This is a genomic window from Nicoliella sp. ESL1149 (assembly GCF_058107265.1).
This window is the reverse complement of the sequence record NZ_JBYLUE010000002.1, coordinates 966,179-990,667: the sequence shown is the minus strand read 5'-3', so window position 1 is coordinate 990,667 and position 24,489 is coordinate 966,179. Positions and strand designations below refer to the sequence as shown.

Below are 24,489 nucleotides of genomic sequence, written 5' to 3'. Positions count from 1 at the left end.
TATTTAAAATCAATATTAATCGTTTTTAGTGAAAATCCAACGGAATAATTTATTTTTATCTTCATGATTATTCGTCATTTTTTTATTTACAATGATCAAAATTTGAATCATCGTAAAAACTAAAGAACTTCTTCGACGATAAGTAATGTATCTTGGAACCCATTTATTAACATATTTTTCTTTATATGAACGTAACCCCTTAAAGCTATAAAAAGCTTGTCCATATTGATAAATTAAATTTGCAATCTTTTCATCAATAAAACTAAACCTAGACTCTCCAACATTAGAAAGTGGCGCCATTCCTAAATTAAAGTAATGATAACCATCCTCTAACGATTTTTGGAATAAATTAATGAAAATACCATCCATGATTCCTGATGGTGAGTCATTATCAGAACGCATTAAATCAATAGAAGTAATATTATGATCGCCAGTCGGCATTAAATTAGCAAATGCCATTACTTTTCCATTTTCATCTTTCATAACTGCAATTGGAGCTTGTTGAAGATAATAATCATCAAAATATCCTAATGAAAACCCTTTTTCTGGATTTCCATGCAACCATTGATCAGAAACGTTCCTGAGTTCGTTAATAAAATCATTGGAGAAAGGTGGATTTAAAATTTCAAATTTATAATTTTCTCGCTCGAACTTATGAATCAACGCTCGTTCTCCGCGATGCTTTTTCCCGACTAAGGTAAATTTAGAAAGATCAACCAATCCTTCCTCACCCGTCTTCGTGAAATCAAAACCTTTTTCATGAAGCATCATCGTAAAATTCTCTCCAACTTCATAAAATACTAATGACAATCCCTGTTGATCAGCATCAACCATGAATTTATCAAGTGCATCTTCAATTTTATCAGAATTTCCAACAGGTTCACCCATAATAATTAACTTATTAGCAATATGTTTGTACATAAAGAAGACTTGATCTTCTCCATTTTCGGTATAAAAATAAATGTGTTTATCTCGAACAAAAGCTAAATGACTAACATCATTACCACCGAATTCATCAATAACATGATGAACCCGTTCACTATCAAAGCCCTCTTCTAGCCAAGTATCTTTTCCAGAAGATAAGAAACGGTATATTAGCACTAAAATTAAACTAGCCGCAATTAGGCCAATAAATCCAGCCAACCAAATTTGTTGAGATGGAAAGAAATAAGCACTATTAAAATGATGTAATTGCCAATGATGACTATGAAAAGAAATAAAATTATATATTCCTACAATTGTATATAAAATAAAGGTTCCCGCAAATACGATAATATCCATTATTATCTGTCCCCAAGAATGAGATAATCTAGTTCGATAAAGAATTCCATGAGAACACCATAGACATAGGAGAATAAAGATAAACGTGACACACATGGTTATTGGAAAATCTTGTTTCCAAAGCGTATTCCCCATTGAAATTAACAAAACGATTAAAGCTGGCCAAAAAGCCCGTTTTACTTTTGAACCAATTCCTCTTGCTAAACCAATCAAAACAATGGCAAATACAATTGTTGTTAGTTGATTCAAAAAATAAAATGAATATGGTTCCAACGATAAATAAATTTGATTAGATAATGCAATATTTGGAACCGTAGATAATAGCAACAACATTATTCCTGCAAAGTATAAATACCCTGTTACAATAATTTGAGCAACTCTTTGAATAATTGTTTTTGGTAAGTCATCCAAAAAATCATTAACTTTTTTACCATAAATATATAAGAACAATAATAATCCACATATAAATGGAATAATATCATAAATCAATCGATAGACAATATCCCAAGCAATTGCAACACTAATTGGAACACCAATCATTGAAAGTTCTATGATTAAGATAAAATCAAATGCTCCAAATCCAGCAGGTAATAAAGAAAATTTACCAATGATGTTAGCTAATATAAAAATTAGAAAAACTAAAATAAATGAATATTCAATTCTTCCAATCATTAAATAACCAATCATCAAAAACAAAATAATTTTAATTACATACTTTAAAATCGAAGCAGAACATAATTCTAATGTTCGTTTAACAGTGACGTTTTCATATTCTCCAGGATTATGTCTTTTATGAATATAATATCTAATTGGAAAATATAAGAAATATCCTAGGTACCAAAACCAATAACTATCTAAATAAGAAACACTACTTATAGACAACGCTATAATTAATGCAAGACCACTAAATAATGCTAATCCAGCTGGAAAAAAGACATCGAACTTATGAATGGTTTTAGCCATATCCTCATTATCAAAATCATCTGAATATAATTTAGATCTAATTCCGGCATCAAGTTGATTTCGATAGTTAATCAGATTTGTAAAAGTATTGGCAATAAAACCATTTGTAATGATTTTAATCGGTTTGAATTTTTCTCCTAAGAATTTTACAACTGCAAAGTCATAAATAATCATTGGGAAGACAGATAAAAGTCCTAATAACACCAAAATAAGAAAAGTGGACCAATGTAAATTCAAAAAATCAATTTTAACATAAGAATGTTCTTTATTACTATCAAGAATAATTCTTACCAATTCACGAATTACAAAAATAAAAAAAGAAAAAGCAAAAATAACTTTTATAATGCCCCATCTTTCTTCAATAAATTGACGTATTTGTTGATATAATTTTTTCAAAGAAAGTTCTCCCTTCGTTTGAAACTAAATTGAAAGCCTTTATCAATCTAATATTCAAAATAAAACTCGGGTAAAATTATACCATAATAAAAAGCGTGTGACATAAAAATATCACACGCTTTAAATTAAGGTTTTGAAGAATTACTTCAAAGTAACAGTAGCACCTGCTGCTTCAAGTTTTTCTTTCATTTCGTTAGCGTCATCTTTACTTACGCCTTCCTTAATAACCTTAGGAGCACCGTCAACTAAGTCCTTAGCGTCCTTTAAGCCTAAGCCAGTAATTTCACGAACTGCCTTAATAGCCTTAATCTTAGCACTACCTGCTTCAGTTAATTCAACATCGAAGCTATCCTTAGCAGCACCGTCACCACCTGCAGCACCTGCAGCAGCAACTGGAGCTGATGCTGAAACACCAAATTCATCTTCAATAGACTTAACTAAATCGTTTAAGTCAGTAATTGAAGCATCTTTAAGTTGATCAATAATGTTATCTTTATCGAAAGCCATTTTAATTTCCTCCATTTTTGGATAAATATTTTTTAATTAAGCATTAGCGGCATCATCGTCGCCGTCTTTACTGTCAGCAATTGCCTTAACACCATAAGCAAAGTTCCGAATAGGAGCTTGTAAGATATTGGCAAGAGTAGAAAGTAATTCATCACGGCTAGGCAATGCAGCAAATTCGTCGATTTCTTCTAATGAAGCAACCTTCTTTTCAATAATTCCACCCTTAATAACAAGAGCATCATTTTCCTTAGCAAAATTCTTAAGAATTTTAGCAGGAGCAATTGGGTCTTCATCAGAAAAAGCAACAGCAGTAGGTCCAACAAAAGTGGACTTAAGGTCATCATAACCAGCTGCATCAGCGGCACGGCTAACAATGTTGTTTTTTACAACATTCATTGATACACCGGCATCACGTAATTGTTTTCTTAAATCGGTAACTTCTTGAACAGTTAAACCACGATAATTAACAACAATTGCGGAATTTGCTTTTTCAAACTTATCAGTAAAAGTCTTTACTAAATCTTTTTTAGCATTTAATACATCTTCACGCATACTTGTTCACCTCCCAAATCACGGGACTTAATAAAAAATCCCTACGCCACCTAGAGACATAGAGAAACATTTGTTTCCTCGTCAGGATATTAAGGATAAACCACCTGAGTCTTAGGTAGAGATTGTTATTCAATTCATCATTAATCATAACATATGACAATTATGAAAGAAAGGAATTTTTTACTATTTCATGTGAAATATAACTAGAATGATTCTGGGTTAACCTTAACACCAGGACCGAAAGTTGAAGAAATAGAAACGTTTTGAATATAAGTACCACGAACAGAAGCTGGACGGTTCTTAGTGATTACGTTGTTAATTTCTTCAAAGTTTCCGTATAACTTATCTGCATCAAATGATGCTTTACCAATTAAAACAGAAACATTACCATCACGGTCAGTACGATAAGTAACCTTACCAGACTTAGAATCAGCAACAGCTTTTTCTACGTTCATAGTAACAGTTCCAGTCTTAGGGTTTGGCATTAAACCTTTAGGTCCAAGAACACGTCCTAAACGACCAACAGTGGCCATCATATCAGGAGTAGCAATGGCAACATCAAAGTCTAACCATCCACCTTGAATCTTTTCAGCTAAATCAGAGTCACCAACAAAGTCGGCACCAGCTTTTTTAGCTTCTTCAGCTTTTTCACCCTTAGCAAATACGATTACAGTTTGGTCTTTACCTGTACCATTTGGTAAGACAACAGCACCACGTAATTGTTGATCTGCTTGTTTAGTATCAACGTTAAGTTTGTAAACAACTTCGATTGAAGAATCAAACTTAGCGAAGTCAATTTTTTTAACTAATTCAACCGCATCTTTAGCATTGTATGCTTTATCAGCATCAACTTGTTTTGCGGCATCTTGATAATTTTTACCTCTTTTACGAGCCATCAGTTTTTCCTCCTTGCAATTGTGGTTGTAACGGATTATACCTCCCACACGATGCACATTTGTGCATCTCGGGCGTTACTCATAGTAATAGAATTAATCTTTAACAGTGAATCCCATACTACGTGCAGTACCTTCGATCATACGCATAGCGGCTTCAACATCAGCTGCGTTAAGATCTTTCATCTTAGTTTCTGCGATTTCTTTAACTTGATCCTTAGTAACACTAGCAACTTTCTTAGTGTTAGGTTCACCAGAACCACTCTTAACACCAGCAGCCTTCTTTAATAGAACAGCAGCTGGAGGAGTCTTAGTTACGAAATCAAATGAACGGTCAGCATATACAGTGATAACAACTGGAATAAGTAATCCATTTTGATCAGCAGTACGTGCATTGAATTCCTTAGTGAAGCCCACGATATTAATTCCAGCTTGACCTAATGCAGGTCCAACTGGAGGAGCTGGGGTTGCTTTACCCGCAGGAATTTGTAATTTAACAACATTAGCTACTTCTTTTGCCACGAGACATACCTCCTTAAAGTCCGTGTGTGGTAATTGGAGATACAAATTTCTCCTCCCACATGTATGATTAAACATACTTTATGAATATACCACACTTTTTTCAAAAGAACAAGTTTATTCAGCAGGTTTTACCTGACTGAAATCAAGTTCAGTATTTGTTTCACGGCCAAACATATCAATATTAACTTTCAATTTAGATTTTTCATTATCTACTTCAGTCACCTTACCAGAAAGTCCTGAAAAAGCTCCGTCAGTAATAGTAACATTTTCACCAACATCAACATGAATAGCTTTTGGTTTAGGATCTTGATGCAACCGTTTTAGAATTAAGTCAACTTCGCTATCTAGCAATGGTGTTGGTTTACTACCTTGTCCATGAGAACCAATAAAACCAGTAACTCCTGGGGTATTTCGGACAATATACCAGGATTGATCAGTCATTACCATCTGAATAATAACGTAACCTGGAAAAGTCTTATCCATTTTAACTTGTTCTTGACCATCTTTATTCTTTTCTTCTTCTGGCGTAGCCGGAACAATTACTTGAAAAATGTAGTCTGACATGCCCATTGAATCTTTACGAGATTCAATGTTTAACTTAACTCGGTTTTCATAACCAGAGTACGTATGAAGGACATACCATTTCTTTTCAGCAGATTCTACCATTTGAAAGCTCTCCTTTTATATCTCATTCCACATTAATTAAAATTATATCACAATAAAAAAGTTCTCTATCAACCTAATGATAGAGATCTATTTTTACAATACTTTCAATAACAATTGAACTAGTGAGTCAACAATTGCAAAGAAAATGGCAAAAAATGCTGAAACTCCAATAACAGTTGCAGTATCATTTCTAGTTTGAGTTGCATTTGGCCAAACAACCTCTTTGATTTCTTGAATAACACTCTTCAAAAACTTAAATAATCGCATAAGATCCTCCTAACGCGTTTCACGATGCAAAGTGTGTCTTCCACAGTGTTTGCAATATTTTTTTACTTCTAATCTTGTTGAACGCTTCTCGTTAGTAGTAACAGAATAATTCCGTGAACCACAAACCGAACATTCTAACGCGATTTTTCTTTGAGTCATTTTGTACTCCTCTAATCAAAATAATACTATCATTTGAACCTATAATCGTCAATAAATTACTGAAACTTACATTTCTTTTTGCATCGCTCAAAAGCATTAACAATCTGTTGAACAGAACAATGTTCTTGAAGTGCAATTTCATGATAACTCTTACGATTTAACACACTGATCAATACTCTTTTTTCAAGTCCAGAACACTCTTTAATATTATCTTTTAGGATTGAATTAATAATCGTTACTTTCTCAGGACAAGCAGCTTTCCCATCCATTAAAATATCCTCTAATATTTCTTGGTTAGCATTAAATGACGTTAGGCACTGATCAGGAATCCGTTTCTGTGCCTTTCTTCTTCTTAATAAATCGAAAAATCGATTTTTTAGACTACTTCGATAATAACAACCAAACGAAACTTTTTTATTATTATCAAATTCTTCTATGATTTTAAACATGACGATCCTTGCTTCTTGATACCAATCATCAATTTCAAAATCATTCAAATAATAACTACCCCAAATTTTATTCACAATTGGTTTATATTTTACGAATAATGTTTCAAATGCCATTTCATCATGATGAATAATTTTATTTATTAAAATTTGATCGTATTCTTTATCATTTTTGCATTTTAGCATTACGGATATCGCTCCTTGATTTATATTATTTAATAAATTACAAGAAGTATATATTGCTGACAAGCGAACAAAAATTCAATAAACCTATACCAATTTTAAAATATTAAAAATCAAATATTGAATATTAATTTAAGCATAAAAAACTATTTAGAAAGATTGTCTCTCAAATGTGCTAACTTTTCTAACTGGTCATGATTAAAAGGCGATTTACGAACATGTCTAATCCCCTGATAAGACTTAATGTGTTGCTTGATTTCTCTTTTAGCACGTTTAACATCCTCATACAATTCGCGGGCTGGCAATCTTAATGCTCCCGTTGAAAAAACAGTCCATTGTTCAGCCTTATCGCTAGTTACAACAACTACTTGAACAAATCTAGACTGCTTTCTCCTTGCCAATGATTCAATATAACTATCAGCTGTTTCATTTTTACTCGTCCAAACCAAGTCTAAGTTATAATGCTTATCACGTTTTGATAATCCAGGAACATACATTGCGTCAAAAACAACAATCATTTTCTTGTTCCGATACTTTTTATATTCAGATAACTCTTCTAATAATTTATTACGAGCCTCGTCTAAACGATTATCCAATTTCAGTTGATTTAGTTCAGGCCAATGGCCAATAACATTGTAACCATCAATAATTAACAATTCCTGCTTCATTCAATATGCCTTCTTTTCTATAGATTAAGAAAGCGGATTTCGTGAGTTAAAGCATTGATACATCAATAGTCCAGCAGCAACACTAGCATTTAAGCTTTGGACCTTCCCCACCATTGGAATGGTAAGCATTTGATCAACTTGTTTTTTAAGTAATGGTGAAATTCCCTTACCTTCATTTCCAATTACCAATGCTGTGGCTCCGTTTCCGTTCCATTTTCGGTAGTTTTCACCCTTCATATCAGTTCCAAAGACCCAAACGCCTTCTTTTTTCAAATCTTTAACCGTATTTACTAAGTTCGTTACTTTAACAACTGGAACCCGTTCAATTGCTCCTGCAGAAGATTTAGCAACCGTAGAAGTCAATCCAACAGCTCGATGCTTAGGAATAATAATTCCAGATACTCCGGTAGCATCCGCAGTTCTCATGATAGAACCTAAGTTATGAGGATCCTCAATTGAATCAAGAATCAAAATAAAAGGATCAGTTCCTTGTTCCTTTGCTTTAGCAAAAACATCATCGATTGAAGCATATGCAAATGGAGCAACTGCTAGAATAACACCTTGATGGTTTTGATGATCAGACAATAGATCTAGTTTAGCTTTCGGAACCATGGAAATAACTAACCGTTTTTGTTTTGCCAACTTTATAATTTCCGTTACAACCCCGTCAGTTTTACGAATTCCAGTTTGTAGGAAGACTTTATTAATAGATTGGTTACTTTTTAAAGCCGCAACAGCGGGGTGACGACCAATCACGAAATCACTATTTTGATTATCCTTATTATTGTTCATATTGTGTCCTTCCTGCATCGACCTGTTTAATACACCAATCACAAAGTTTATCTAATCGATCATCTTGATTAGATAAGTCCAAATAGCCCATTAAAGCCTCAAATCCTGTGGAAATTCGATAAGTAATTACCTTTGTATTTTTAGCATGAGTATAACTATTTGCATTCCGACCCCTTTTAAACACTGATTGTTCTTCATCAGTCAAAATATTATCTTTTTCCATTAAACTAATCAAAGCAGATTGGGCCTTTGCTGATACGTATCGCGTAGCCGTTTTTTGTAACTTATTCGGTTTCGTTAGACCTAATGCAAGCAAATGCCGCCGAACGTAAACTTCATAAACTCCATCTCCTAAATAGGCTAAAGCAATCCCGTTCAATTGATTATAATCAACTTTTTCTCTATCCATTAAATCCTATGATTCCCTTCTAAATCTAGTTCCTTGAGGAGTGTCTTCTAAAACAACACCCATTTCTTTTAATTGATCACGAATTTGATCACTTACTGCAAAATTCTTATTTTCTCTTGCCCGATTTCGCTCATTGATCATTGATTGAATATCTTCATCGCTAATTCCATCGTTAGTTTGTTCTTCAACCTTTAAATCAATTCCAAAAATACTTGCTAGACTTCTTAATTTTTTCAGCATTAATTCAATTGTTCCCTTAAAGGCAACTTCTCGTTGAGAATAAACATTTCCTAGCTTTGCTAATTCATAAACCTTATCAATTCCGTTTTGAACATTAAAATCTTCATCCATTGCATCTTGAAAATCAGCTTGAATCTGACGAACTTCCTGATCAACTTTTGGATCATTATCAGATTCAGCATGATCTAAACGATATGCTAAATTACTATATGCAGTTCGAATCTTCTTTAAGTTAGCTGAAGCTGTTTCCAAGCTCGTTTTATTATATTGAATTGGACGCCGATATTGGGTTGTAGACATCAAAAAACGAACAACTTGTGGATCAGTTGTTTTAACAATATCGTGAACAGTCACAAAGTTACCTAATGACTTACTCATTTTTTCATTATCATCCCCAACAGTTACGAAACCATTGTGCATCCAATGATTAACAAATCGTTTGTCAGTCTTAGCTTCACTTTGGGCACGTTCATTTTCATGATGAGGAAAAGCAAGATCTTCTCCTCCTCCATGAATATCAATTGTATCTCCAAGATACTTAGTAGCCATTGTAGAACATTCGATATGCCAACCAGGACGGCCCTTCCCCCATGGTGAATCCCATGAAATCTCGTTTGGCTTAGATGCTTTCCATAATGCAAAATCAAGAGGATCTTCTTTTTGAGCTAACTCTTCACTATTAACATGTTGACTAGCACCACTTTCTAAATCATCAATACTTTCATGGGCTAAAAGGCCATATCCGTTGAACTTACGAACCCGATAATAAACACTTCCATTCGCTTCGTAAGCGTACCCCTTGGCAATCAAATCTTTTACGAAAGCAATAATTTCCGTAATATTATCTGTCGCACGGGGATTAACAGTAGCTGGTTCCACATTCAATGCGGCTGTATCTTCCTTATAAGCTTGAATGAATTTATCCGCTAATTGACGGACGGTAATCCCAGCTTCATTGGCTGCTTTGATCATTTTGTCATCAACATCGGTAAAATTAGAAATATAGTTAACATGATAACCACAATATTCAAAATAACGTCTAATCGTATCAAAAGCCACTACACTTCTAGCGTTTCCAATATGAATATAATTATAAACAGTTGGTCCACAGACATACATGCTAACTTCGCCGCTTTTTAACGGTTCGAATGTTTCATTTTTATTCGTTAATTGATTGTATATTTTAATCAAAGTTCAATTCCTCCGCTCCTCTTAACGTTATAATTCATTTTATCATACCAATCGAATTAAAAAAGGTCTGCCGAATCATTAAATGACTTGGCAAGACCAATTAATAAAAAATTATTTTGTAATTTGAGCTAATGTTTCCTTCATGTGTTTCAAAGAAGTTTCACGACCAATTAATTCAATTGATTCAGGAAGTTCTGGACCGTGCATTTCATGAGTAATCGCAATTCGGATTGGCATCCATAATTGGCGACCCTTAATTTTGGTGTCTTTTTGAATACTCTTAATTGTCTTAAGAATTTCAGTCTTATCAAAAATCTTCATTTTTTCTGCTCGTGCCATGAATTCCTTCAAGACAACTGGGGCAGTGTCATTACTAATTTCTTCTAAGGCTTCGCCACTAACTTGTTCTGGTTCATGGAAGAAGACATCGGCCATTTCATTAATTTGAGCCATGTAACTCATTTGTTGCTTATAAGTATTAATCAACTTACGAGCCCATTCAACAGTCTTAGGATCTGGATTTTCTTGAATATTACCCTTTTTGATCAATTGACGTAAAGCTAAGTCCATGACAACGTCTTCATCACTAGATTTAACGTATTGATTATTAATCCATTCAAGCTTCTTCTTATCGAACTTAGCAGGAGAAGTACTCAAACGTTTGTAATCGTACATCTTAATAAATTGACGTTTGTTAAAGATTTCATCTTCACCAACTGGTGACCAACCTAATAATGTAATGAAATTAAACATTGCATCTGGTAAGTAACCTAAATCACGGTATTGTTCAATAAATTGAATAACGGATTCATCACGCTTACTTAACTTTTTACCACTATCTGCACTAGTAATTAAGCTCATGTGACCAAACTTAGGAGCTTCCCAACCAAAAGCATCATAAATCATTAATTGCTTAGGCGTATTGGAGACATGATCATCACCACGGAAAACATGACTAATTTCCATCTTATGATCATCAACAACAACTGCAAAATTATAAGTAGGCATTCCATCCCGTTTAGCAATAACGAAATCGCCACCAACACTATCGGAATTAAATGATAATGGTCCCTTAACTAAATCGTCCCACTTGTAATCATGATTCTTAGGAACTCGGAAACGAATAACTGGCTTAAGACCCTTAGCCTTTGCATCAGCAATCGCTTGTTGTTTTTCTTCTTCAGTCATGCCTTCAAATTCATATTCATAATGAGGCATTACCCCACGAGCCTTTTGTTCTTCACGATCAGCTTCGAGTTCTTCTTCAGTCCGGTAGGATTCATATGCCTTACCTTCGTCCAATAATTGTTGAATTAATTTACTGTAAATATCACGACGTTCTGATTGACGGTATGGTCCAAAATCGCCACCAACATCAGGACCTTCGTCCCAATCCAAGCCTAACCATTTTAAGTTATCTAATTGACTACTTTCACCATCAGCAACGTTTCGTTTAGTATCGGTATCTTCAATCCGGATAATAAACTTTCCCTTATTATGTCTTGCGAATAAGTAATTAAAGATTGCCGTTCTAGCATTTCCAATATGCAAATGTCCAGTAGGACTAGGTGCATATCTAACACGAATAGAGTTCTTAGCCACGATCATGTCTCCTCTTTATATTAAAATTCATATCGTATTTCATTGTAACACAATCAATCAAATGATTGCATTAAAGCCAACTAATGTTTCAACGCAATATTAAGGGCTTCTTTAACAGTTGAAACCCCAATTACGTCAATTCCTTCTGGAAATTGCCAACCACCAATATTGTGCTTAGGAATAATAACCCGTTTAAAACCCAATTTTTCAGCTTCAGCAACTCTGTCTTGAATTCTAGTTACCCGACGAACTTCACCGGTTAAACCAATTTCACCAATATAACATTCTAACGGACTGGTTCCAGAGTTTTTATAACTAGAAGCAATACTTACCGCAATTGCTAAGTCAATGGCAGGTTCATTTAATTTAACTCCACCTGCTGCTTTTAAATATGCATCCTGATTCTGTAACATCAGTCCCGTTCGTTTTTCTAACACTGCCATTAAAACAGAAACCCGATTTCGATCGAGTCCTGTTGCCGTTCTTTGAGCATTTCCAAAAACGGAAGGGGTTATCAACGCTTGAATTTCTACTAGGATTGGCCTCGTTCCTTCCATTGAAACAACAATTGCCGAACCCGTTGCATCTTTTAAACGCTCTTCTAAGAACATTTCTGAAGGATTAGAAACTTCCACTAGTCCCTCCGTCCTCATTTCAAAGACACCAAGTTCATTCGTTGAGCCAAAACGATTCTTGACCGAACGTAAGAGTCGATAAGTATGATGTAAATCTCCCTCAAAATAAAGAACGGTATCGACCATATGCTCCAAAGTCTTAGGACCAGCAATTGCGCCACCCTTAGTAACATGCCCTACCAAAAAAATAGTAATTCCATTTGATTTAGCGATATTCATTAAATCAGCGGTTACAGCACGAACCTGTGAAACAGATCCGACTGCTGAATCAATTCCATTTTCTTGAACAGTTTGAACCGAATCAATCACGACCGTATCAGGTTGCATTTTTTCAATTACAGCTCGAATCGTATCCATATCTGTTTCTGGATAAATATATAGATTATCACTGGAGACTCCTAAACGATCCGCACGTAACTTAATTTGATTCGCACTTTCCTCTCCAGAAACATACAACACTTTTTCTTTTTCATTACTTAACCTTCCAGAAATTTGAAGGAGCAGAGTTGATTTCCCAATTCCAGGATCTCCACCAATTAGAATTAAAGACCCTGGTACAATTCCACCGCCAAGAACTCTATCAAATTCCTCTGAACCCGTTTTAAAACGTTGTTCGTTGTGAAACTTAATGTCATTAACTTTTTCCGGTTTGGAAGTCGTACTAGTAAAGTTTACTTTTGCTCTTTCGTTCTTTTTCTTAGCGGTCGTTGATTGAACCTGCTCTTCAACTAGGGTGTTCCATTCTCCACAATTAGGACAACGCCCTAGATAGCGGGAAGATACGTATCCACAATTCTCACAAACAAAACGGCTCTTTGCTTTTGCCATCTTACAATCTCCTTATTAGTTATTTTCCGGAAGATCCAAATCCACCAATCCGCTTTTTAGCTTTAGTATCCTCTCCATCAGCTTTTAAAAATGGCATAAAGATTCCTTGCGCAATTCGTTCTCCCTTTTTAATGTGATAATCAGTTAATCCAAAATTAATTAATTGAATCAATAATTCGCCTTCATTACTTTCATTATTGTAATAGTCAGCATCAACAACTCCAATCCCATTTGGAACCCATAATCCCCGTTTTAAAGGATTGCTTGAACGATTTGCAATTACTAATACTTCTTCATCCTGCATATATGCCTTAATTCCAGTCGGAACTAAAAAGGGTTTTATTGCTGCTTTAGCATTATCCATGTCGGTTGAGCTAATATTTTTTTGATTATGCAATTGCCACAAAACTTTTAAAAAATTAAGATGCCAAATCGATGGCAATGTGATGTCAACAGCACTTTCGATATCATATCCAGCTGCTTTGGTCGTTGTTCGATAGGGTAAATGTAAATCTTGATCTTTATACTTGGAAACGATTTCAAATCCACGTTTTTTCATTTTTTAAATTCCACCTTTTCTTAATAAATACATAGTAATAGGATAACATGATATGATACAAATAGATTTTATGATTCAATAATTTAAAGCAATTTTAGCGCAATTAAGGGAGTTAAATAATTTGAAAATATCAAGTGATGATAACCACATTGAATTGTTAGATGAACATGACTATTTAGTTGCTCGTTTAACTTTTTTTCAACTTCCCAGTGGAAAATGGGTTTTGGAACAATTATTTTTCCCAGGAAAACAAGAAACAAAATATATAAAAATATTAATTGAAGAGTTTTTAAAACAAATTCCTGGTACAATAGAGGAAGTAGAAATATTGGATCCTGCAGCGCGGGTCTATATAAATGAATATCTTTAATTTTGACAGTACAACAAATTTAGAGGGGCAGAAGTTAAAATGAACCAGGATAAATTAAAACAATTAGTTGGTAACGCAGCTGCTAAATATATCCACGATGGTATGACAGTTGGATTAGGTACTGGTTCCACTGTTAAATATTTAGTAGAAGCTTTAGGAAAACGCGTCCAAGAGGAACATTTAAATATTATCGGTGTACCTACGTCTAATCGCACTGCTATTAGAGCCCAAAATGTAGGGATTACAATTAAGAGTGTTGATGATGTTGACCACATTGATTTGACAATTGATGGTGCCGACCAAGTTGATAAAAATTTCCAGGGGATTAAAGGTGGCGGAATTGCTCATCTTCGTGAAAAAATCGTCGCTACTTATTCCAAAAGAAACATTTGGATCGTTGATGAAACAAAAGTTGCTCAACAACTAGGTGGATGTCCCTTACCCGTTGAAGTTATTCCTTACGGTAGCAAGCAACTTTTTAAGCAATTCGAAAAGAAAAATTATCATCCTAAGTTCAGAATGGCTAATAATCAGTATGTGCTCACCCATTCACAAAACTATATAATTGATTTAAACTTCGATCACATCGATCATCCTCACGATTTAGCAAAAGATTTAGAAATGATGACTGGCGTCGTTGAACATGGTCTTTTTCTAGATATCGTTAATACGGTTATTGTGGGTAAAGATGATGGAATTCACATTATGAAAGCTAGATAAAGCTTTGATTATCAAATAATTGGGTGTAAAATAGCTACAGCATTTAACAAGGAGTGAATTTAAATGAGTAAAGAAATTAGCTTCAAAAATATTGAAAAATATCAAAAAGCTTTCGATAAAGATAGCGGTAATAAAGTTATTAGTCGTGCCGTAACCCATAATGGCATTAATACTACTAGTTCTGATTTCAAAGCTGCGGTTAAACTTAATCCAGTCTTTTCAATTGAATTAGATACTGGAGACGTTGCTAACCAACTTAGAAGTGGTCGTTGTTGGATGTTCGCTGCATTAAATACCCTACGTCATCAACTTGCCAATACCTTTAATTTAAAGGGTAATTTTGAACTTTCTCAAAACTACATTAACTTCTGGGATAAATTCGAGAAATCAAACTATTTCTTAGAAAACATTTTAAAAACTGCCGATAAGAAAACAACTTCTCGTAAAGTTTCTTGGTTATTAGCTACCCCTCAACAAGATGGTGGCCAATGGGATATGCTTTGTGCTTTAATTGAAAAGTATGGAGTTGCTCCTAAATCAGCAATGTCTGAAACTCATAACAGTAACGATTCATCTGAATTAAATACTGTCTTAAATAGAAAACTTCGTAAAGATGCATTTGAGCTACGTCAAATGGTTTCAGACAATGCTTCAGATTCTAAAATCAGTACTCGTAAAGATGAAATGATGGCTGAAGTTTATCGCTTATTAGTCTTTGCACTAGGCGAACCAACTAAAAAGTTCAACTTTGAATATCGTGATAAGGATAAGAAGTATCACATTGCTAAAGATCTTACTCCTAAGTCTTTCTATGATAAATACGTAAAAGTAGATTTAGAAGATTACGTTTCAATGATCAACTCACCTACTGATGATAAGCCTTTTAACAAAACTTATACGATTGATATGTTAGGGAACGTCGTTAATGGTCGTCAGGTTAAACATTTAAACCTATCAATGGATGATTTTGAAAAATTAGCTGTTAAACAATTAAAGAATGGTGAAAGTGTTTGGTTTGGTAGTGACGTCAGTCAATACTCTGATCGTCAAAAAGGATACATGGATGATAAATTATTCCAAAAAGATGACTTATTAAAGATGGACCTTTCAATGACTAAGGGTGAACAATTAGATTCTGGCGAAAGTATGATGAATCATGCAATGGTTCTTACTGGAGTTGATATTGTTGACGGCAAACCAACAAAATGGAAAGTTGAAAATAGTTGGGGTAAGAAAGTTGGAAACGAAGGTTACTTCGTCATGAGCGAATCATGGTTCAAGAAGTATGCTTACCAAGTTGTTATTAACAAGAAATATCTCTCCGAAAAACAAAAGAAAGATCAAGCTAAAAAACCAGTTGTGTTAGATCCTTGGGATCCAATGGGAACTTTAGCTTAACAAAATAAAAAAATGATGTTAGATTTTTCAATCTAACATCATTTTTTATTCTCTAATAATTTCTTTCTTTTCAATTTGAAGTTTATCATTTAGATGATAAACAATTGGAACTCCATTTGGTACCTCGACTTTATCAATATCATCATCATCAATTCGTTCTAAATATTTAATTAATGCTCGCAGGGTACTTCCATGGGCAATAATCAATTGATTATGTTGATCCAATAGTCTAGGTGCAATTTGATCTTCCCAATAAGGCATCAAACGATTATAAGTCATCTCAAGACTTTCTCCAAGTGGTTCTTTTACCCCAATTCTTGTATATCTTTCTTCATTATCACGATATTTAAGAAGCGGTGGAACCGTTTTAAAACTCCTTCGCCAAAGGTTAAATTGCTTTTCACCAACCTCAGCTTTGACTTCAAGTTTATTTAGTCCTCTTAAAGCCCCATAATGGCGTTCATTTAATCGCCAGGTTTTATGTTCACTAATAAAAGCTTGGTTAATCTCATCTAAAACAATATTTGTTGTATCGATTGCTCGAATCAAAAAAGAGGTATGAACATCCCAAAAATCTAATCCAGTTTTCTTTAATAATTGACCTGCTTGATGGGCTTGGTTAATTCCCTTTTTTGTCAGTGGAACATCTGTCCAGCCGGTGAAAATATGATCACGATTTGCTTGACTTTCTCCATGACGCATAATTACTAAAACTGACATTTTATTCCACCTCTCAAATGATTTGCAACATCTATTGTAACTGTTTTAAACTAAAAAAACTATTGTATTATATCTTTTGAACTAAAAACATTAAAATCGGCACAATGACCAAACTCAACACCGTTGTTTCAGCAACCGTAATAGAGGCGTATTTTTCATCTGCTCCATATAACTTAGAAACAACTGGCGCATTTGTCATTACTGGCATGGCTGCTTGCATAATAAAAACCTGTTTCATTAAAATCGGCATTCCTGTTGGAACAACTAATAACGTCATCAATAATGGAGCTATTAAGAAACGACCAACTAAAACCCCAATGGTTTTTCTTGAAAAACTGATATCATGCAAACTAGTTTGTGCAATTGCAATCCCAATAAAAAGCATTGAAAGTGGAACAGTCATCCCCCCAATATATGCTAAACTTTTATCTAAGAAAAGTGGTAGTTTGAACCAAGGTAATTGCCCTTGAATCAAAACGATGATCACCCCTAAAATAAATCCCAATAATGGTGGTGATAATAATTTTTTTAAAGCTTTAGTAAAGTTAATTTTAGCATCCGCTTCTCCATCCTTTTGAATTAGATAGACCCCTAATGTCCAAAAGAACGTCGTATTAGCCATATAATATACCAATACATAAGGTAGACTACTTATTCCAAATAATGCCATATTGATCGGTAATCCAATAAAAATGGTATTAGAATTAAAAAACATTGACTCAAACAAACCGCGGTGGGTCTTTCTAATATGTAAAACATTCGCCACTGCAACTGAAATTCCAAATAAGATCAACATAGATAGTACTGGGAATCTTAAATCTGGTAATGTTGCTAATAATACCTTTGCTTTAAAATTTGATGTGATCGTAAAAATCATATCTGCTGGCAAAGCTACCTGCGTAACTAACTTAGCAATTAATTTAGTTGATTTGTCGTCGAACCAATTCATTTTAGCTAAAATAAATCCAACCACAATAATTAAAAGGACCACCAATACTCCTGAAATACTATTCCATAAAACTGTCACAATATCCCCTCCTTAAAACGATAATACCTTGAATTATAACATAAGAAAAGGTATGATTTTGAATAGATAATTTTAACTATTAAAAAGCATTTAAAATTTTATGAAATCCCTACTATGACGAAGGGCTTTATCATATAATTAGACTTAATTATTTAAAAAATGGGGAATAATATTATGAATAACGATGATAACCAACAAGATAACTTTCCTCGACGCGAAGAAAATGGGCCACGTTTTACAAAACGTAAACCATGGAAACGTTGGGTATTGCTTGCGGTAATGATTCTATTTGGGGCTGGCCTTATCTTTATGTATAACGCTTATAACAGTGCCAAAAAATCATTCAATGGAACCTATCAACAAGATAGTGCTAAAAAAATGAGAAATGTTTCTCAAATAATTAATAATAATAAACCTTTATCAATTTTATTACTTGGAACTGATACTGGAGCATTAGGAAGAGATGATACTGGAAGAACTGATACCATTATTCTAGCAACAGTCAATCCTAAAAAGGAAACTATCACATTAACTAGTATTCCACGTGATACTAAAGTTACCGTTCCTGGTGACTCTCAACCGTATGAAAAAATCAACGCTGCTTATACGATTGGTGGAGCAACATCAGCAATTCAAACCGTACAAAATCTATTAGATGTTCCAATTGACTACTACGCTATTGTTAATATGGGTGGTCTTGAAAAAATGGTTAACGCAGTTGGAGGAGTTACCGTTAATCCAAAATTAACTTTCCATTATGAAGCAGCAAATGTTGTCAAGGGTCGTAAGCAAACTTTAAATGGTGCTGCAGCCTTAGATTATTCTAGAATGCGACATCAAGATCCACTTGGTGACTATGGACGTCAACAAAGACAACGAGAAGTTCTTCAGAAATTGGTTATGAAGGGAATGAACATTTCATCATTACCTCGTTATAAATCAATTCTTTCGTCACTAAAGGGAAATCTTAAAACGGATATCCCATTTAATGATATGATTGCAATGCGTGCTAAATATGGCGATGCTACCCACCATATTAAATCGCAAACATTACAAGGTGAAGATGCTACTATTGATGGAATTGATTATCAAGTAGCAGAACCTCAGGAACTTTTGAAAGTTTCTAATACCATCCGACACAGCTTAGGATTATCAGATAGTAAAAAATTAAATACTCAACAAACTACAACTAACGATGATTCAGGTTCTACATCAGGAGATTCGTCTGATTCTACACAAAGTAGTTATTAAAAAATAAAACGGTCGATTAAATAATCGGCCGTTTTATTTTCATTTATTTAAATAAAAAAAAGAGCTAATCAATTAAGATCAGCTCTTTTTAGAATGCGGCCAAGAGGATTCGAACCTCCACCGGGATAACTCCCGACAAGATCCTTAATCTTGCGCGTCTGCCAATTCCGCCATGGCCGCAAAGAATTACAATTAATAATATATCAAATTATCATGAAAATTGCAATTGTTTTTTTATTCTCCATGAATTGATGCCCCATTATTGCTTATTGGAATAATTTTAATATCATATTCATTTTGAAAATCATTATTCAAATAATCCTGTAGCTTACTCAATGCACTTTCGTTTCCCAAAGTAATGACGGTTGAATTAGTAAGCATAAACGTTCCGTAAATTCCTAAAGAATGAGCATTATCCTTAACCCAATCTAATTTATCCAAATTTTCTTTCTCAATATTACTAAAAAACGGATTTTCTTCAATTACCATTGCCGCTTTACTCCACTCATCATCCATAAGCGCAGCAGTGAAGACACTTGAAATTGAAGATATTTTTAACTCATCCCTCAAATTAACCTTGTCAGGAAGTTTATAATCATTTAAATTTATTTGCTTGTTTGCGACAACTAATGCACTCATAACCGGAATTTTAGCATTAATTGCGGTAACTTGGTCATTATTAATATCAGCGATAGTTAAACCACCAAGAATAGCAGCCGTTACTTTTGATAGATTATGGTTTAATTTATATCCAATTTTAATCTGATCATCTAAGGATAAATTCATTTTACCTAGAACATTAGCAATTTTAATTCCAGCAATTATCATTGCATTCTTGGAACCAACTTCTTGATTCTGAGGGATATCAGACATAATTGTAATTTGATGAGGATGAATCGTATCATTAGTTTTTAAAATAGTTTGAACAATTAAATTATCTTCGTTATGTGGAATATTATTACCTAGAGCATGATTTACTCTCCAATGATCCGTTTCTTCCTCAACAATCACCGTACAATAACGAGCAAATGTTAATCCAAAAGCATCACTCCCCATTATTATATCTGAACAAGTGGATGGCACTCGAACAACAATTTTCTCCATTATATTTTCCTCCTAGGTTTATCTCGAATTAATTTTAACCTAGCATGACATTTCCCGCAAACATATTTTTGAACATTTACTTTTCTTTTACGGTAATATTTTTGATTGCAATTTGAACAAACATATAAATAACAATTTGTTAAACTCGCTTTCGGGGCATATCTTGTTCCCCCAACCGTCCTTAATAGCTTTTTAAATTCAACTGTCCGATGTTGACCACTATATCCAGCTAAATGAAGATGATAATGACATAATTCATGTTTAATTACACCTAATAACACCTTATTATCATACTCAGTTATCATTTTAGGATTAATATCTATATCATGACTTTTAAGATAATAGCGTCCTCCCGTGGTCCTTAAACGTGAATTAAAATAAGCATGATGTAAGAAAGGTTTGGCAAAATATCTCATTGAAACGTCTTCTACTAATTCCTGTAATTCTTGATTTGTTAAAATTATATTCACCCCCTATTCTCTTTTAAATACGAAAAAAAATAGTAGAATTATAAATTCTACTATCATTAATCTTAAATCATAATTTTTTGAACCCAATGCATTACTTTTTGAATATATTCATCTTGTTCTTTTTCAGCTTCATTAAATTGCTTAACATCAACTTTTTTAGCGGGAACATCGATTGTATCAAGCATCTTTTCACAGGCATCAACATAATGACGGTAATTAGCAGTCATTGACTTATGCTTTCCAATTAATTTAACTGGGACAGCTAAGTTTTCAAATTTCTTGAGGTTCTGCTTGTAATCGTCAGTACCTTCTTTAAATACTTCTTTTGTTTTGGCTAAATCAACACTTGAAAGATCATCTTTTTCAATTGCTGTTTTCAATGGTTCAAAGAATTTACCCATTTCAGCACCAGATTTATCACTATCCTCTAAAATTTGTGAAACTTTAGGGACATAAACACTAATATTTCCAACTTTCATGTTATCAAAAAACTCCTTTAATTTATCTTATTTCCAAAACGTTGAATAAACATTGATTGGTAAATTACGTTTGTGAGCAGTTTTATTATACCAATTTTCAATCGTTTCGGCAGCTTTTTCATTAATTTCTTTTCCTTCGAGATAATCATCAATATCTTGATAACGAACTCCTAATGCAACTTCATCAGGTAATGCTGGCCGATCATCTTCTAAGTCTGCAGTTGGTGTTTTTTCATATAAATGCTTTGGAGCACCTAAAACGTCCAATAGTTCCCTTCCTTGTCGTTTATCTAATCGCCAAATTGGCGTAATATCTGCTGCTCCATCACCAAATTTAGTATAAAAACCAGTGACTGCTTCAGCTGCATGATCTGTTCCAACAACTACCCCAGCATTTTGACCTGCAATCGCATATTGGGCAATCATTCTTTCCCGAGCTTTAATATTGCCCTTATTAAAATCACTAATTTGAGGTCCATCTTGCTCTACAGACTTAACCATCGCATCAGCAGATGCTTTAATGTTAACTCTGACAGTTTCATCAGCATTCATGAATTTAATTGCTTCCATTGCATCAGCTTCATCGGCTTGTTCACCATATGGTAATCTAACAGCAATAAACTTATAACTACTATCATTAGTATCCTTGCGCATTTCATCAATTGCCATTTGACATAGCTTCCCAGTCAAAGTCGAATCCTGGCCACCTGAAATCCCTAACACCAATGTTTTAAGGAATGGATAATGATTAAGATATTCCTTTATAAAATCAATACTAACTCTAATTTCATGCTTTGGATCAATCTTAGGTTTTACCTTTAAATCTTCAATGATTTGTTTTTGTAATGGTCGCATCTAAAATCCTCCTTATTTATTTAAAGATTTTACGTATTGATGAACTTGTTTAATTGTTTCCATTTTTGTATCCCAACATTTTTGAGATAAATCCACTGGATAATCTTGTGGATTCAAAGCACGTTTATATTCTGGCCATAATGATGCTAAGGCTCGTTTAGTATGGTCTTGAATTGCTTGAAGAGATGGTTGATTATATACCAACTTACCATCTTCAAAAATAGTATGCAATAATGGACGTGCTTCAAAATCCGTTAAAGTTTTATTAATATAAGTAAATTCAGGATGGAACATATAAAGTTCTTTCTGCTTATCCGGACGTTCATCACTCAATGCAACGTAGTCACCTTCTGATTTACCATCAGACTTTTTGGTAATTCTCCAAACCTGTTTTTTACCTGGTGTGGAAACCTTAGCAGCATTATTAGTAACTTTAATGGTATTAACCATTTTACCATTAGCATGTTCAACTAAGACCATCTTGTAGACCCCACCTAATGATGGTTGATCGAAAGCTGTAATTAATTTAGTTCCGACTCCCCATGTATCAATTTTAGCGTCCTGCATTTTTAAACTAGTAATGGTGTTTTCATCTAAATCATTTGATGCAATAATCTTAGTATCCTTAAAACCAGCATCATCAAGCATTTCCCGAACACGTTTAGAAAGGTATGCCATATCACCAGAATCAATTCTAACTCCGGCAAAATTAATCTTATCTCCCATTTCTTTTGCAACTTTAATTGCATTGGGAACACCGCTCTTTAAAGTGTCATAGGTATCAACAAGAAAAATGCAAGTTCGATGGGATTGAGCATATGCCATAAAAGCATCGTAATCATTTCCAAAAGATTCAACAAGTGCGTGCGCATGAGTTCCCGCAATTGGAATTCCAAATTTTTGGCCAGCAAGAACATTCGAAGTAGCATTAAAGCCACCAATAAATGCAGCTCTAGCTCCCCAAATAGCTGCTGCTGTTTCTTGAGCACGACGAGTTCCAAACTCCATTAAAACATCATTTCCTGCAACGTTTCTAATTCTTGATGCTTTAGTCGCAATTAAAGTTTGATAATTGAAAATATTCAAAATAGCAGTTTCTACTAATTGACATTCACAAAGGTTACCCTCAACCTGAATAACTGGTTCATGACTATAAACAATGTCACCTTCTTGAGCTGCGCGGATAGTACCATTAAATTTAAAGTTACGAAGATAATCTAAAAATTCATCAGTGTAATCTCCATTTTTTTTCAAATAGTCAATATCCTCTTCAGTAAAATGAAGATCTTGGATATAATTAATAATATGCTCTAAGCCAGCAAAAATAGCATAACCGTTATCAAATGGCATTTTTCTAAAAAAAGCTTCAAAAACGGCGCGCCGATTTTGCATATGTTTAGTAAAGTAAGTTTGCATCATATTAATTTCATATGCATCTGTATGCAAAGTCAAATTAGTATAATCTTTTAATGTCATTAAAATTCTCCTCGGAAATGATATGAATTATCAACTGTTATATAATATAATTATTTTATTGAATATACCTAATAGTATACTACTTATTAATATATTTCTCATAGAAAGCGTGACATAAAATTAAAAAGACAAATATTTTAGCATTACCATTCGTAAATACCAGCTTCAATGAATTTCTTAACGTTTTGATTGAATGTGATCAAAAGGGACAAAATACTTTCGTAGTTACTGCGAACCCAGAAATTGCTTATTATGCATTTCAAAATCCACCATATCAAAAGTTAATTCAAAATGCTGACTTCATTACTCCTGATGGAATTGGAATAGTTAAGGCAGCAAAAATTTTAAAACAACCAATGGTTGAAAGAATATCTGGATATGATCTTTTTGTGAATCTTCTAGCGTGGGGAAATAAGAACCATAAGTCAGTTTATTTTCTAGGTGCTAAACCAAGTGTTATTAACGATTTAAAAAAAGTAATTAAGACCCGTTATCCTAATTTAAATAAATGTGGTTTTCACGATGGTTATTTCAAAAATGATGAACAAATCGTTAAAGAAATTAAAACAATTCAACCTAATATGATATTCGTTGCTTTAGGATCACCTAAGCAAGAAGAATTTATTAATAAACATAGACAAGTTTCAAATGGGATTTGGATGGGTTTAGGTGGCAGTTTTGATGTTTTGTCAGGTAATGTAAAACGAGCTCCAAAGTTCTGGGTAAATCATCATTTAGAATGGTTTTATAGATTGATTAAGCAACCATCACGATTATCAAGAGTTGCTAAAATCATTCCATTTCTTCAACAAATATATAAACAAAAACAGCAACAAAAATAAGATTGACAGAGGAATTCT

At 33.7% G+C, this 24,489-nt stretch carries 28 protein-coding genes, 1 tRNA gene and 1 other annotated feature; of the genes, 5 read left to right on the top strand and 24 right to left on the bottom strand.

Annotated elements, in window-relative coordinates; translation table 11 throughout:
- Positions 1-15: 15 nt before the first annotated feature.
- From mprF to AC3B6G_RS04710, 16 genes are all read right to left on the bottom strand, one after another.
- Entirely contained in the window at positions 16-2,640 is a 2,625-nt protein-coding gene (mprF, locus tag AC3B6G_RS04785) for a bifunctional lysylphosphatidylglycerol flippase/synthetase MprF (RefSeq protein ID WP_489849265.1), read from the bottom strand.
- 141 nt (positions 2,641-2,781) lie between these two features.
- Positions 2,782-3,147, bottom strand: coding sequence for a 50S ribosomal protein L7/L12 (gene rplL, locus AC3B6G_RS04780; RefSeq protein WP_489849264.1), 366 nt, complete (start codon positions 3,145-3,147; stop codon positions 2,782-2,784).
- Positions 3,148-3,183: 36 nt separating this feature from the next.
- On the bottom strand, positions 3,184-3,699 hold the full coding sequence (gene rplJ / locus AC3B6G_RS04775; protein WP_489849263.1) for a 50S ribosomal protein L10: 516 nt from the start codon (positions 3,697-3,699) through the stop codon (positions 3,184-3,186).
- A 23-nt stretch (positions 3,700-3,722) separates the two neighbouring features.
- Positions 3,723-3,833 (bottom strand) — a sequence feature (ribosomal protein L10 leader region).
- Positions 3,834-3,902: 69 nt separating this feature from the next.
- Positions 3,903-4,595, bottom strand: coding sequence for a 50S ribosomal protein L1 (gene rplA / locus AC3B6G_RS04770; RefSeq protein ID WP_489849262.1), 693 nt, complete (start codon positions 4,593-4,595; stop codon positions 3,903-3,905).
- 93 nt (positions 4,596-4,688) lie between these two features.
- On the bottom strand, positions 4,689-5,114 hold the full coding sequence (rplK, locus tag AC3B6G_RS04765; protein ID WP_489849261.1) for a 50S ribosomal protein L11: 426 nt from the start codon (positions 5,112-5,114) through the stop codon (positions 4,689-4,691).
- A gap of 114 nt (positions 5,115-5,228) precedes the next feature.
- Positions 5,229-5,780 (bottom strand): transcription termination/antitermination protein NusG, encoded by a 552-nt coding sequence (gene nusG / locus AC3B6G_RS04760; protein ID WP_489849260.1) that lies wholly within the window; start codon positions 5,778-5,780, stop codon positions 5,229-5,231.
- A gap of 93 nt (positions 5,781-5,873) precedes the next feature.
- Positions 5,874-6,047 carry a preprotein translocase subunit SecE gene (secE, locus tag AC3B6G_RS04755; protein ID WP_489849259.1) on the bottom strand — a complete coding sequence of 58 codons (174 nt, stop codon included), beginning with the start codon at positions 6,045-6,047 and terminating at the stop codon, positions 5,874-5,876.
- 9 nt (positions 6,048-6,056) lie between these two features.
- Positions 6,057-6,206 (bottom strand): 50S ribosomal protein L33, encoded by a 150-nt coding sequence (rpmG, locus tag AC3B6G_RS04750; protein ID WP_489849258.1) that lies wholly within the window; start codon positions 6,204-6,206, stop codon positions 6,057-6,059.
- A 56-nt stretch (positions 6,207-6,262) separates the two neighbouring features.
- Positions 6,263-6,838 (bottom strand): sigma-70 family RNA polymerase sigma factor, encoded by a 576-nt coding sequence (locus AC3B6G_RS04745; RefSeq protein ID WP_489849257.1) that lies wholly within the window; start codon positions 6,836-6,838, stop codon positions 6,263-6,265.
- Positions 6,839-6,981: 143 nt separating this feature from the next.
- Positions 6,982-7,503 carry an NYN domain-containing protein gene (locus tag AC3B6G_RS04740; RefSeq protein WP_489849256.1) on the bottom strand — a complete coding sequence of 174 codons (522 nt, stop codon included), beginning with the start codon at positions 7,501-7,503 and terminating at the stop codon, positions 6,982-6,984.
- 24 nt (positions 7,504-7,527) lie between these two features.
- Positions 7,528-8,295, bottom strand: coding sequence for a 23S rRNA (guanosine(2251)-2'-O)-methyltransferase RlmB (rlmB, locus tag AC3B6G_RS04735; RefSeq protein WP_489849255.1), 768 nt, complete (start codon positions 8,293-8,295; stop codon positions 7,528-7,530).
- Positions 8,285-8,704: a Mini-ribonuclease 3 gene (locus AC3B6G_RS04730; RefSeq protein WP_489849254.1), complete on the bottom strand. Its 420-nt coding sequence runs from the start codon at positions 8,702-8,704 to the stop codon at positions 8,285-8,287. The genes rlmB and AC3B6G_RS04730 overlap by 11 nt, the downstream gene beginning before the upstream one ends.
- A gap of 6 nt (positions 8,705-8,710) precedes the next feature.
- Positions 8,711-10,135, bottom strand: coding sequence for a cysteine--tRNA ligase (gene cysS / locus AC3B6G_RS04725; RefSeq protein WP_489849253.1), 1,425 nt, complete (start codon positions 10,133-10,135; stop codon positions 8,711-8,713).
- A 111-nt stretch (positions 10,136-10,246) separates the two neighbouring features.
- On the bottom strand, positions 10,247-11,737 hold the full coding sequence (gene gltX / locus AC3B6G_RS04720; RefSeq protein WP_489849252.1) for a glutamate--tRNA ligase: 1,491 nt from the start codon (positions 11,735-11,737) through the stop codon (positions 10,247-10,249).
- An 80-nt stretch (positions 11,738-11,817) separates the two neighbouring features.
- Positions 11,818-13,200, bottom strand: a complete 1,383-nt coding sequence (gene radA, locus AC3B6G_RS04715) for a DNA repair protein RadA (protein ID WP_489849251.1) — start codon at positions 13,198-13,200, stop codon at positions 11,818-11,820.
- Positions 13,201-13,219: 19 nt separating this feature from the next.
- Positions 13,220-13,759 (bottom strand): dCTP deaminase/dUTPase family protein, encoded by a 540-nt coding sequence (locus AC3B6G_RS04710; protein ID WP_489849250.1) that lies wholly within the window; start codon positions 13,757-13,759, stop codon positions 13,220-13,222.
- 121 nt (positions 13,760-13,880) lie between these two features.
- On the opposite strand from AC3B6G_RS04710, the gene AC3B6G_RS04705 reads away from it, so the two are divergent.
- The 3 genes from AC3B6G_RS04705 (at position 13,881) to AC3B6G_RS04695 (ending at position 16,247) form a co-directional block, all read left to right on the top strand.
- Positions 13,881-14,129, top strand: a complete 249-nt coding sequence (locus AC3B6G_RS04705) for a hypothetical protein (protein ID WP_489849249.1) — start codon at positions 13,881-13,883, stop codon at positions 14,127-14,129.
- Between the two features lie 39 nt (positions 14,130-14,168).
- On the top strand, positions 14,169-14,849 hold the full coding sequence (gene rpiA / locus AC3B6G_RS04700) for a ribose-5-phosphate isomerase RpiA (RefSeq protein ID WP_489849248.1): 681 nt from the start codon (positions 14,169-14,171) through the stop codon (positions 14,847-14,849).
- A gap of 63 nt (positions 14,850-14,912) precedes the next feature.
- Positions 14,913-16,247 (top strand): C1 family peptidase, encoded by a 1,335-nt coding sequence (locus AC3B6G_RS04695; RefSeq protein WP_489849247.1) that lies wholly within the window; start codon positions 14,913-14,915, stop codon positions 16,245-16,247.
- Positions 16,248-16,292: 45 nt separating this feature from the next.
- Here AC3B6G_RS04695 and AC3B6G_RS04690 read toward each other — a convergent pair whose 3' ends face one another.
- Both AC3B6G_RS04690 and AC3B6G_RS04685 read right to left on the bottom strand, forming a co-directional pair.
- The gene (locus AC3B6G_RS04690; RefSeq protein WP_489849246.1) at positions 16,293-16,967 is read right to left on the bottom strand and encodes a 2,3-bisphosphoglycerate-dependent phosphoglycerate mutase; all 675 of its coding nucleotides are present in this window, start codon (positions 16,965-16,967) and stop codon (positions 16,293-16,295) included.
- Between the two features lie 67 nt (positions 16,968-17,034).
- The gene (locus AC3B6G_RS04685) at positions 17,035-17,994 is read right to left on the bottom strand and encodes an AEC family transporter (protein ID WP_489849245.1); all 960 of its coding nucleotides are present in this window, start codon (positions 17,992-17,994) and stop codon (positions 17,035-17,037) included.
- Positions 17,995-18,168: 174 nt separating this feature from the next.
- Between AC3B6G_RS04685 and AC3B6G_RS04680 the strand changes: the two genes are divergently transcribed.
- Positions 18,169-19,245, top strand: coding sequence for an LCP family protein (locus AC3B6G_RS04680; protein WP_489849244.1), 1,077 nt, complete (start codon positions 18,169-18,171; stop codon positions 19,243-19,245).
- Positions 19,246-19,339: 94 nt separating this feature from the next.
- Here the strand turns inward: AC3B6G_RS04680 and AC3B6G_RS04675 are convergent.
- The 6 genes from AC3B6G_RS04675 to AC3B6G_RS04650 all read right to left on the bottom strand — a co-directional run bounded on the left by AC3B6G_RS04675 (position 19,340) and on the right by AC3B6G_RS04650 (position 23,629).
- Positions 19,340-19,425 (bottom strand) — tRNA-Leu (locus AC3B6G_RS04675).
- Positions 19,426-19,479: 54 nt separating this feature from the next.
- Positions 19,480-20,349 (bottom strand): homoserine kinase, encoded by an 870-nt coding sequence (locus tag AC3B6G_RS04670; protein ID WP_489849243.1) that lies wholly within the window; start codon positions 20,347-20,349, stop codon positions 19,480-19,482.
- Positions 20,349-20,819, bottom strand: coding sequence for a SprT family protein (locus AC3B6G_RS04665; RefSeq protein ID WP_489849242.1), 471 nt, complete (start codon positions 20,817-20,819; stop codon positions 20,349-20,351). Before AC3B6G_RS04665 ends, AC3B6G_RS04670 begins: the two co-directional genes overlap by 1 nt.
- 62 nt (positions 20,820-20,881) lie before the next feature.
- Positions 20,882-21,298 carry a hypothetical protein gene (locus AC3B6G_RS04660; protein WP_489849241.1) on the bottom strand — a complete coding sequence of 139 codons (417 nt, stop codon included), beginning with the start codon at positions 21,296-21,298 and terminating at the stop codon, positions 20,882-20,884.
- Positions 21,299-21,325: 27 nt separating this feature from the next.
- A complete protein-coding gene (nadE, locus tag AC3B6G_RS04655; RefSeq protein WP_489849240.1) occupies positions 21,326-22,153 on the bottom strand; it encodes an NAD(+) synthase in 828 nt (275 codons plus the stop codon).
- A 12-nt stretch (positions 22,154-22,165) separates the two neighbouring features.
- A complete protein-coding gene (locus AC3B6G_RS04650; protein ID WP_489849239.1) occupies positions 22,166-23,629 on the bottom strand; it encodes a nicotinate phosphoribosyltransferase in 1,464 nt (487 codons plus the stop codon).
- A 119-nt stretch (positions 23,630-23,748) separates the two neighbouring features.
- Here AC3B6G_RS04650 and AC3B6G_RS04645 point away from each other — a divergent pair, with 119 nt between their 5' ends.
- The gene (locus tag AC3B6G_RS04645; protein WP_489849572.1) at positions 23,749-24,471 is read left to right on the top strand and encodes a WecB/TagA/CpsF family glycosyltransferase; all 723 of its coding nucleotides are present in this window, start codon (positions 23,749-23,751) and stop codon (positions 24,469-24,471) included.
- Positions 24,472-24,489 lie beyond the last annotated feature (18 nt).

What these genes read in the sequence shown, in the direction of transcription:
- rlmB (WP_489849255.1), bottom strand. Translation starts at nt 8,295, where the DNA reads ATGAACAATAATAAGGATAATCAAAATAGTGATTTCGTGATTGGTCGT.
- rpiA (WP_489849248.1), top strand. Translation starts at nt 14,169, where the DNA reads ATGAACCAGGATAAATTAAAACAATTAGTTGGTAACGCAGCTGCTAAA.
- rpmG (WP_489849258.1), bottom strand. Translation starts at nt 6,206, where the DNA reads ATGACTCAAAGAAAAATCGCGTTAGAATGTTCGGTTTGTGGTTCACGG.
- rplA (WP_489849262.1), bottom strand. Translation starts at nt 4,595, where the DNA reads ATGGCTCGTAAAAGAGGTAAAAATTATCAAGATGCCGCAAAACAAGTT.
- AC3B6G_RS04650 (WP_489849239.1), bottom strand. Translation starts at nt 23,629, where the DNA reads ATGACATTAAAAGATTATACTAATTTGACTTTGCATACAGATGCATAT.
- AC3B6G_RS04695 (WP_489849247.1), top strand. Translation starts at nt 14,913, where the DNA reads ATGAGTAAAGAAATTAGCTTCAAAAATATTGAAAAATATCAAAAAGCT.
- radA (WP_489849251.1), bottom strand. Translation starts at nt 13,200, where the DNA reads ATGGCAAAAGCAAAGAGCCGTTTTGTTTGTGAGAATTGTGGATACGTA.
- AC3B6G_RS04680 (WP_489849244.1), top strand. Translation starts at nt 18,169, where the DNA reads ATGAATAACGATGATAACCAACAAGATAACTTTCCTCGACGCGAAGAA.
- nadE (WP_489849240.1), bottom strand. Translation starts at nt 22,153, where the DNA reads ATGCGACCATTACAAAAACAAATCATTGAAGATTTAAAGGTAAAACCT.
- AC3B6G_RS04745 (WP_489849257.1), bottom strand. Translation starts at nt 6,838, where the DNA reads ATGCTAAAATGCAAAAATGATAAAGAATACGATCAAATTTTAATAAAT.
- AC3B6G_RS04670 (WP_489849243.1), bottom strand. Translation starts at nt 20,349, where the DNA reads ATGGAGAAAATTGTTGTTCGAGTGCCATCCACTTGTTCAGATATAATA.
- AC3B6G_RS04730 (WP_489849254.1), bottom strand. Translation starts at nt 8,704, where the DNA reads ATGGATAGAGAAAAAGTTGATTATAATCAATTGAACGGGATTGCTTTA.
- AC3B6G_RS04710 (WP_489849250.1), bottom strand. Translation starts at nt 13,759, where the DNA reads ATGAAAAAACGTGGATTTGAAATCGTTTCCAAGTATAAAGATCAAGAT.
- AC3B6G_RS04660 (WP_489849241.1), bottom strand. Translation starts at nt 21,298, where the DNA reads ATGAAAGTTGGAAATATTAGTGTTTATGTCCCTAAAGTTTCACAAATT.
- AC3B6G_RS04740 (WP_489849256.1), bottom strand. Translation starts at nt 7,503, where the DNA reads ATGAAGCAGGAATTGTTAATTATTGATGGTTACAATGTTATTGGCCAT.
- rplJ (WP_489849263.1), bottom strand. Translation starts at nt 3,699, where the DNA reads ATGCGTGAAGATGTATTAAATGCTAAAAAAGATTTAGTAAAGACTTTT.
- nusG (WP_489849260.1), bottom strand. Translation starts at nt 5,780, where the DNA reads ATGGTAGAATCTGCTGAAAAGAAATGGTATGTCCTTCATACGTACTCT.
- AC3B6G_RS04690 (WP_489849246.1), bottom strand. Translation starts at nt 16,967, where the DNA reads ATGTCAGTTTTAGTAATTATGCGTCATGGAGAAAGTCAAGCAAATCGT.
- secE (WP_489849259.1), bottom strand. Translation starts at nt 6,047, where the DNA reads ATGCGATTATTTAAGTTTTTGAAGAGTGTTATTCAAGAAATCAAAGAG.
- rplL (WP_489849264.1), bottom strand. Translation starts at nt 3,147, where the DNA reads ATGGCTTTCGATAAAGATAACATTATTGATCAACTTAAAGATGCTTCA.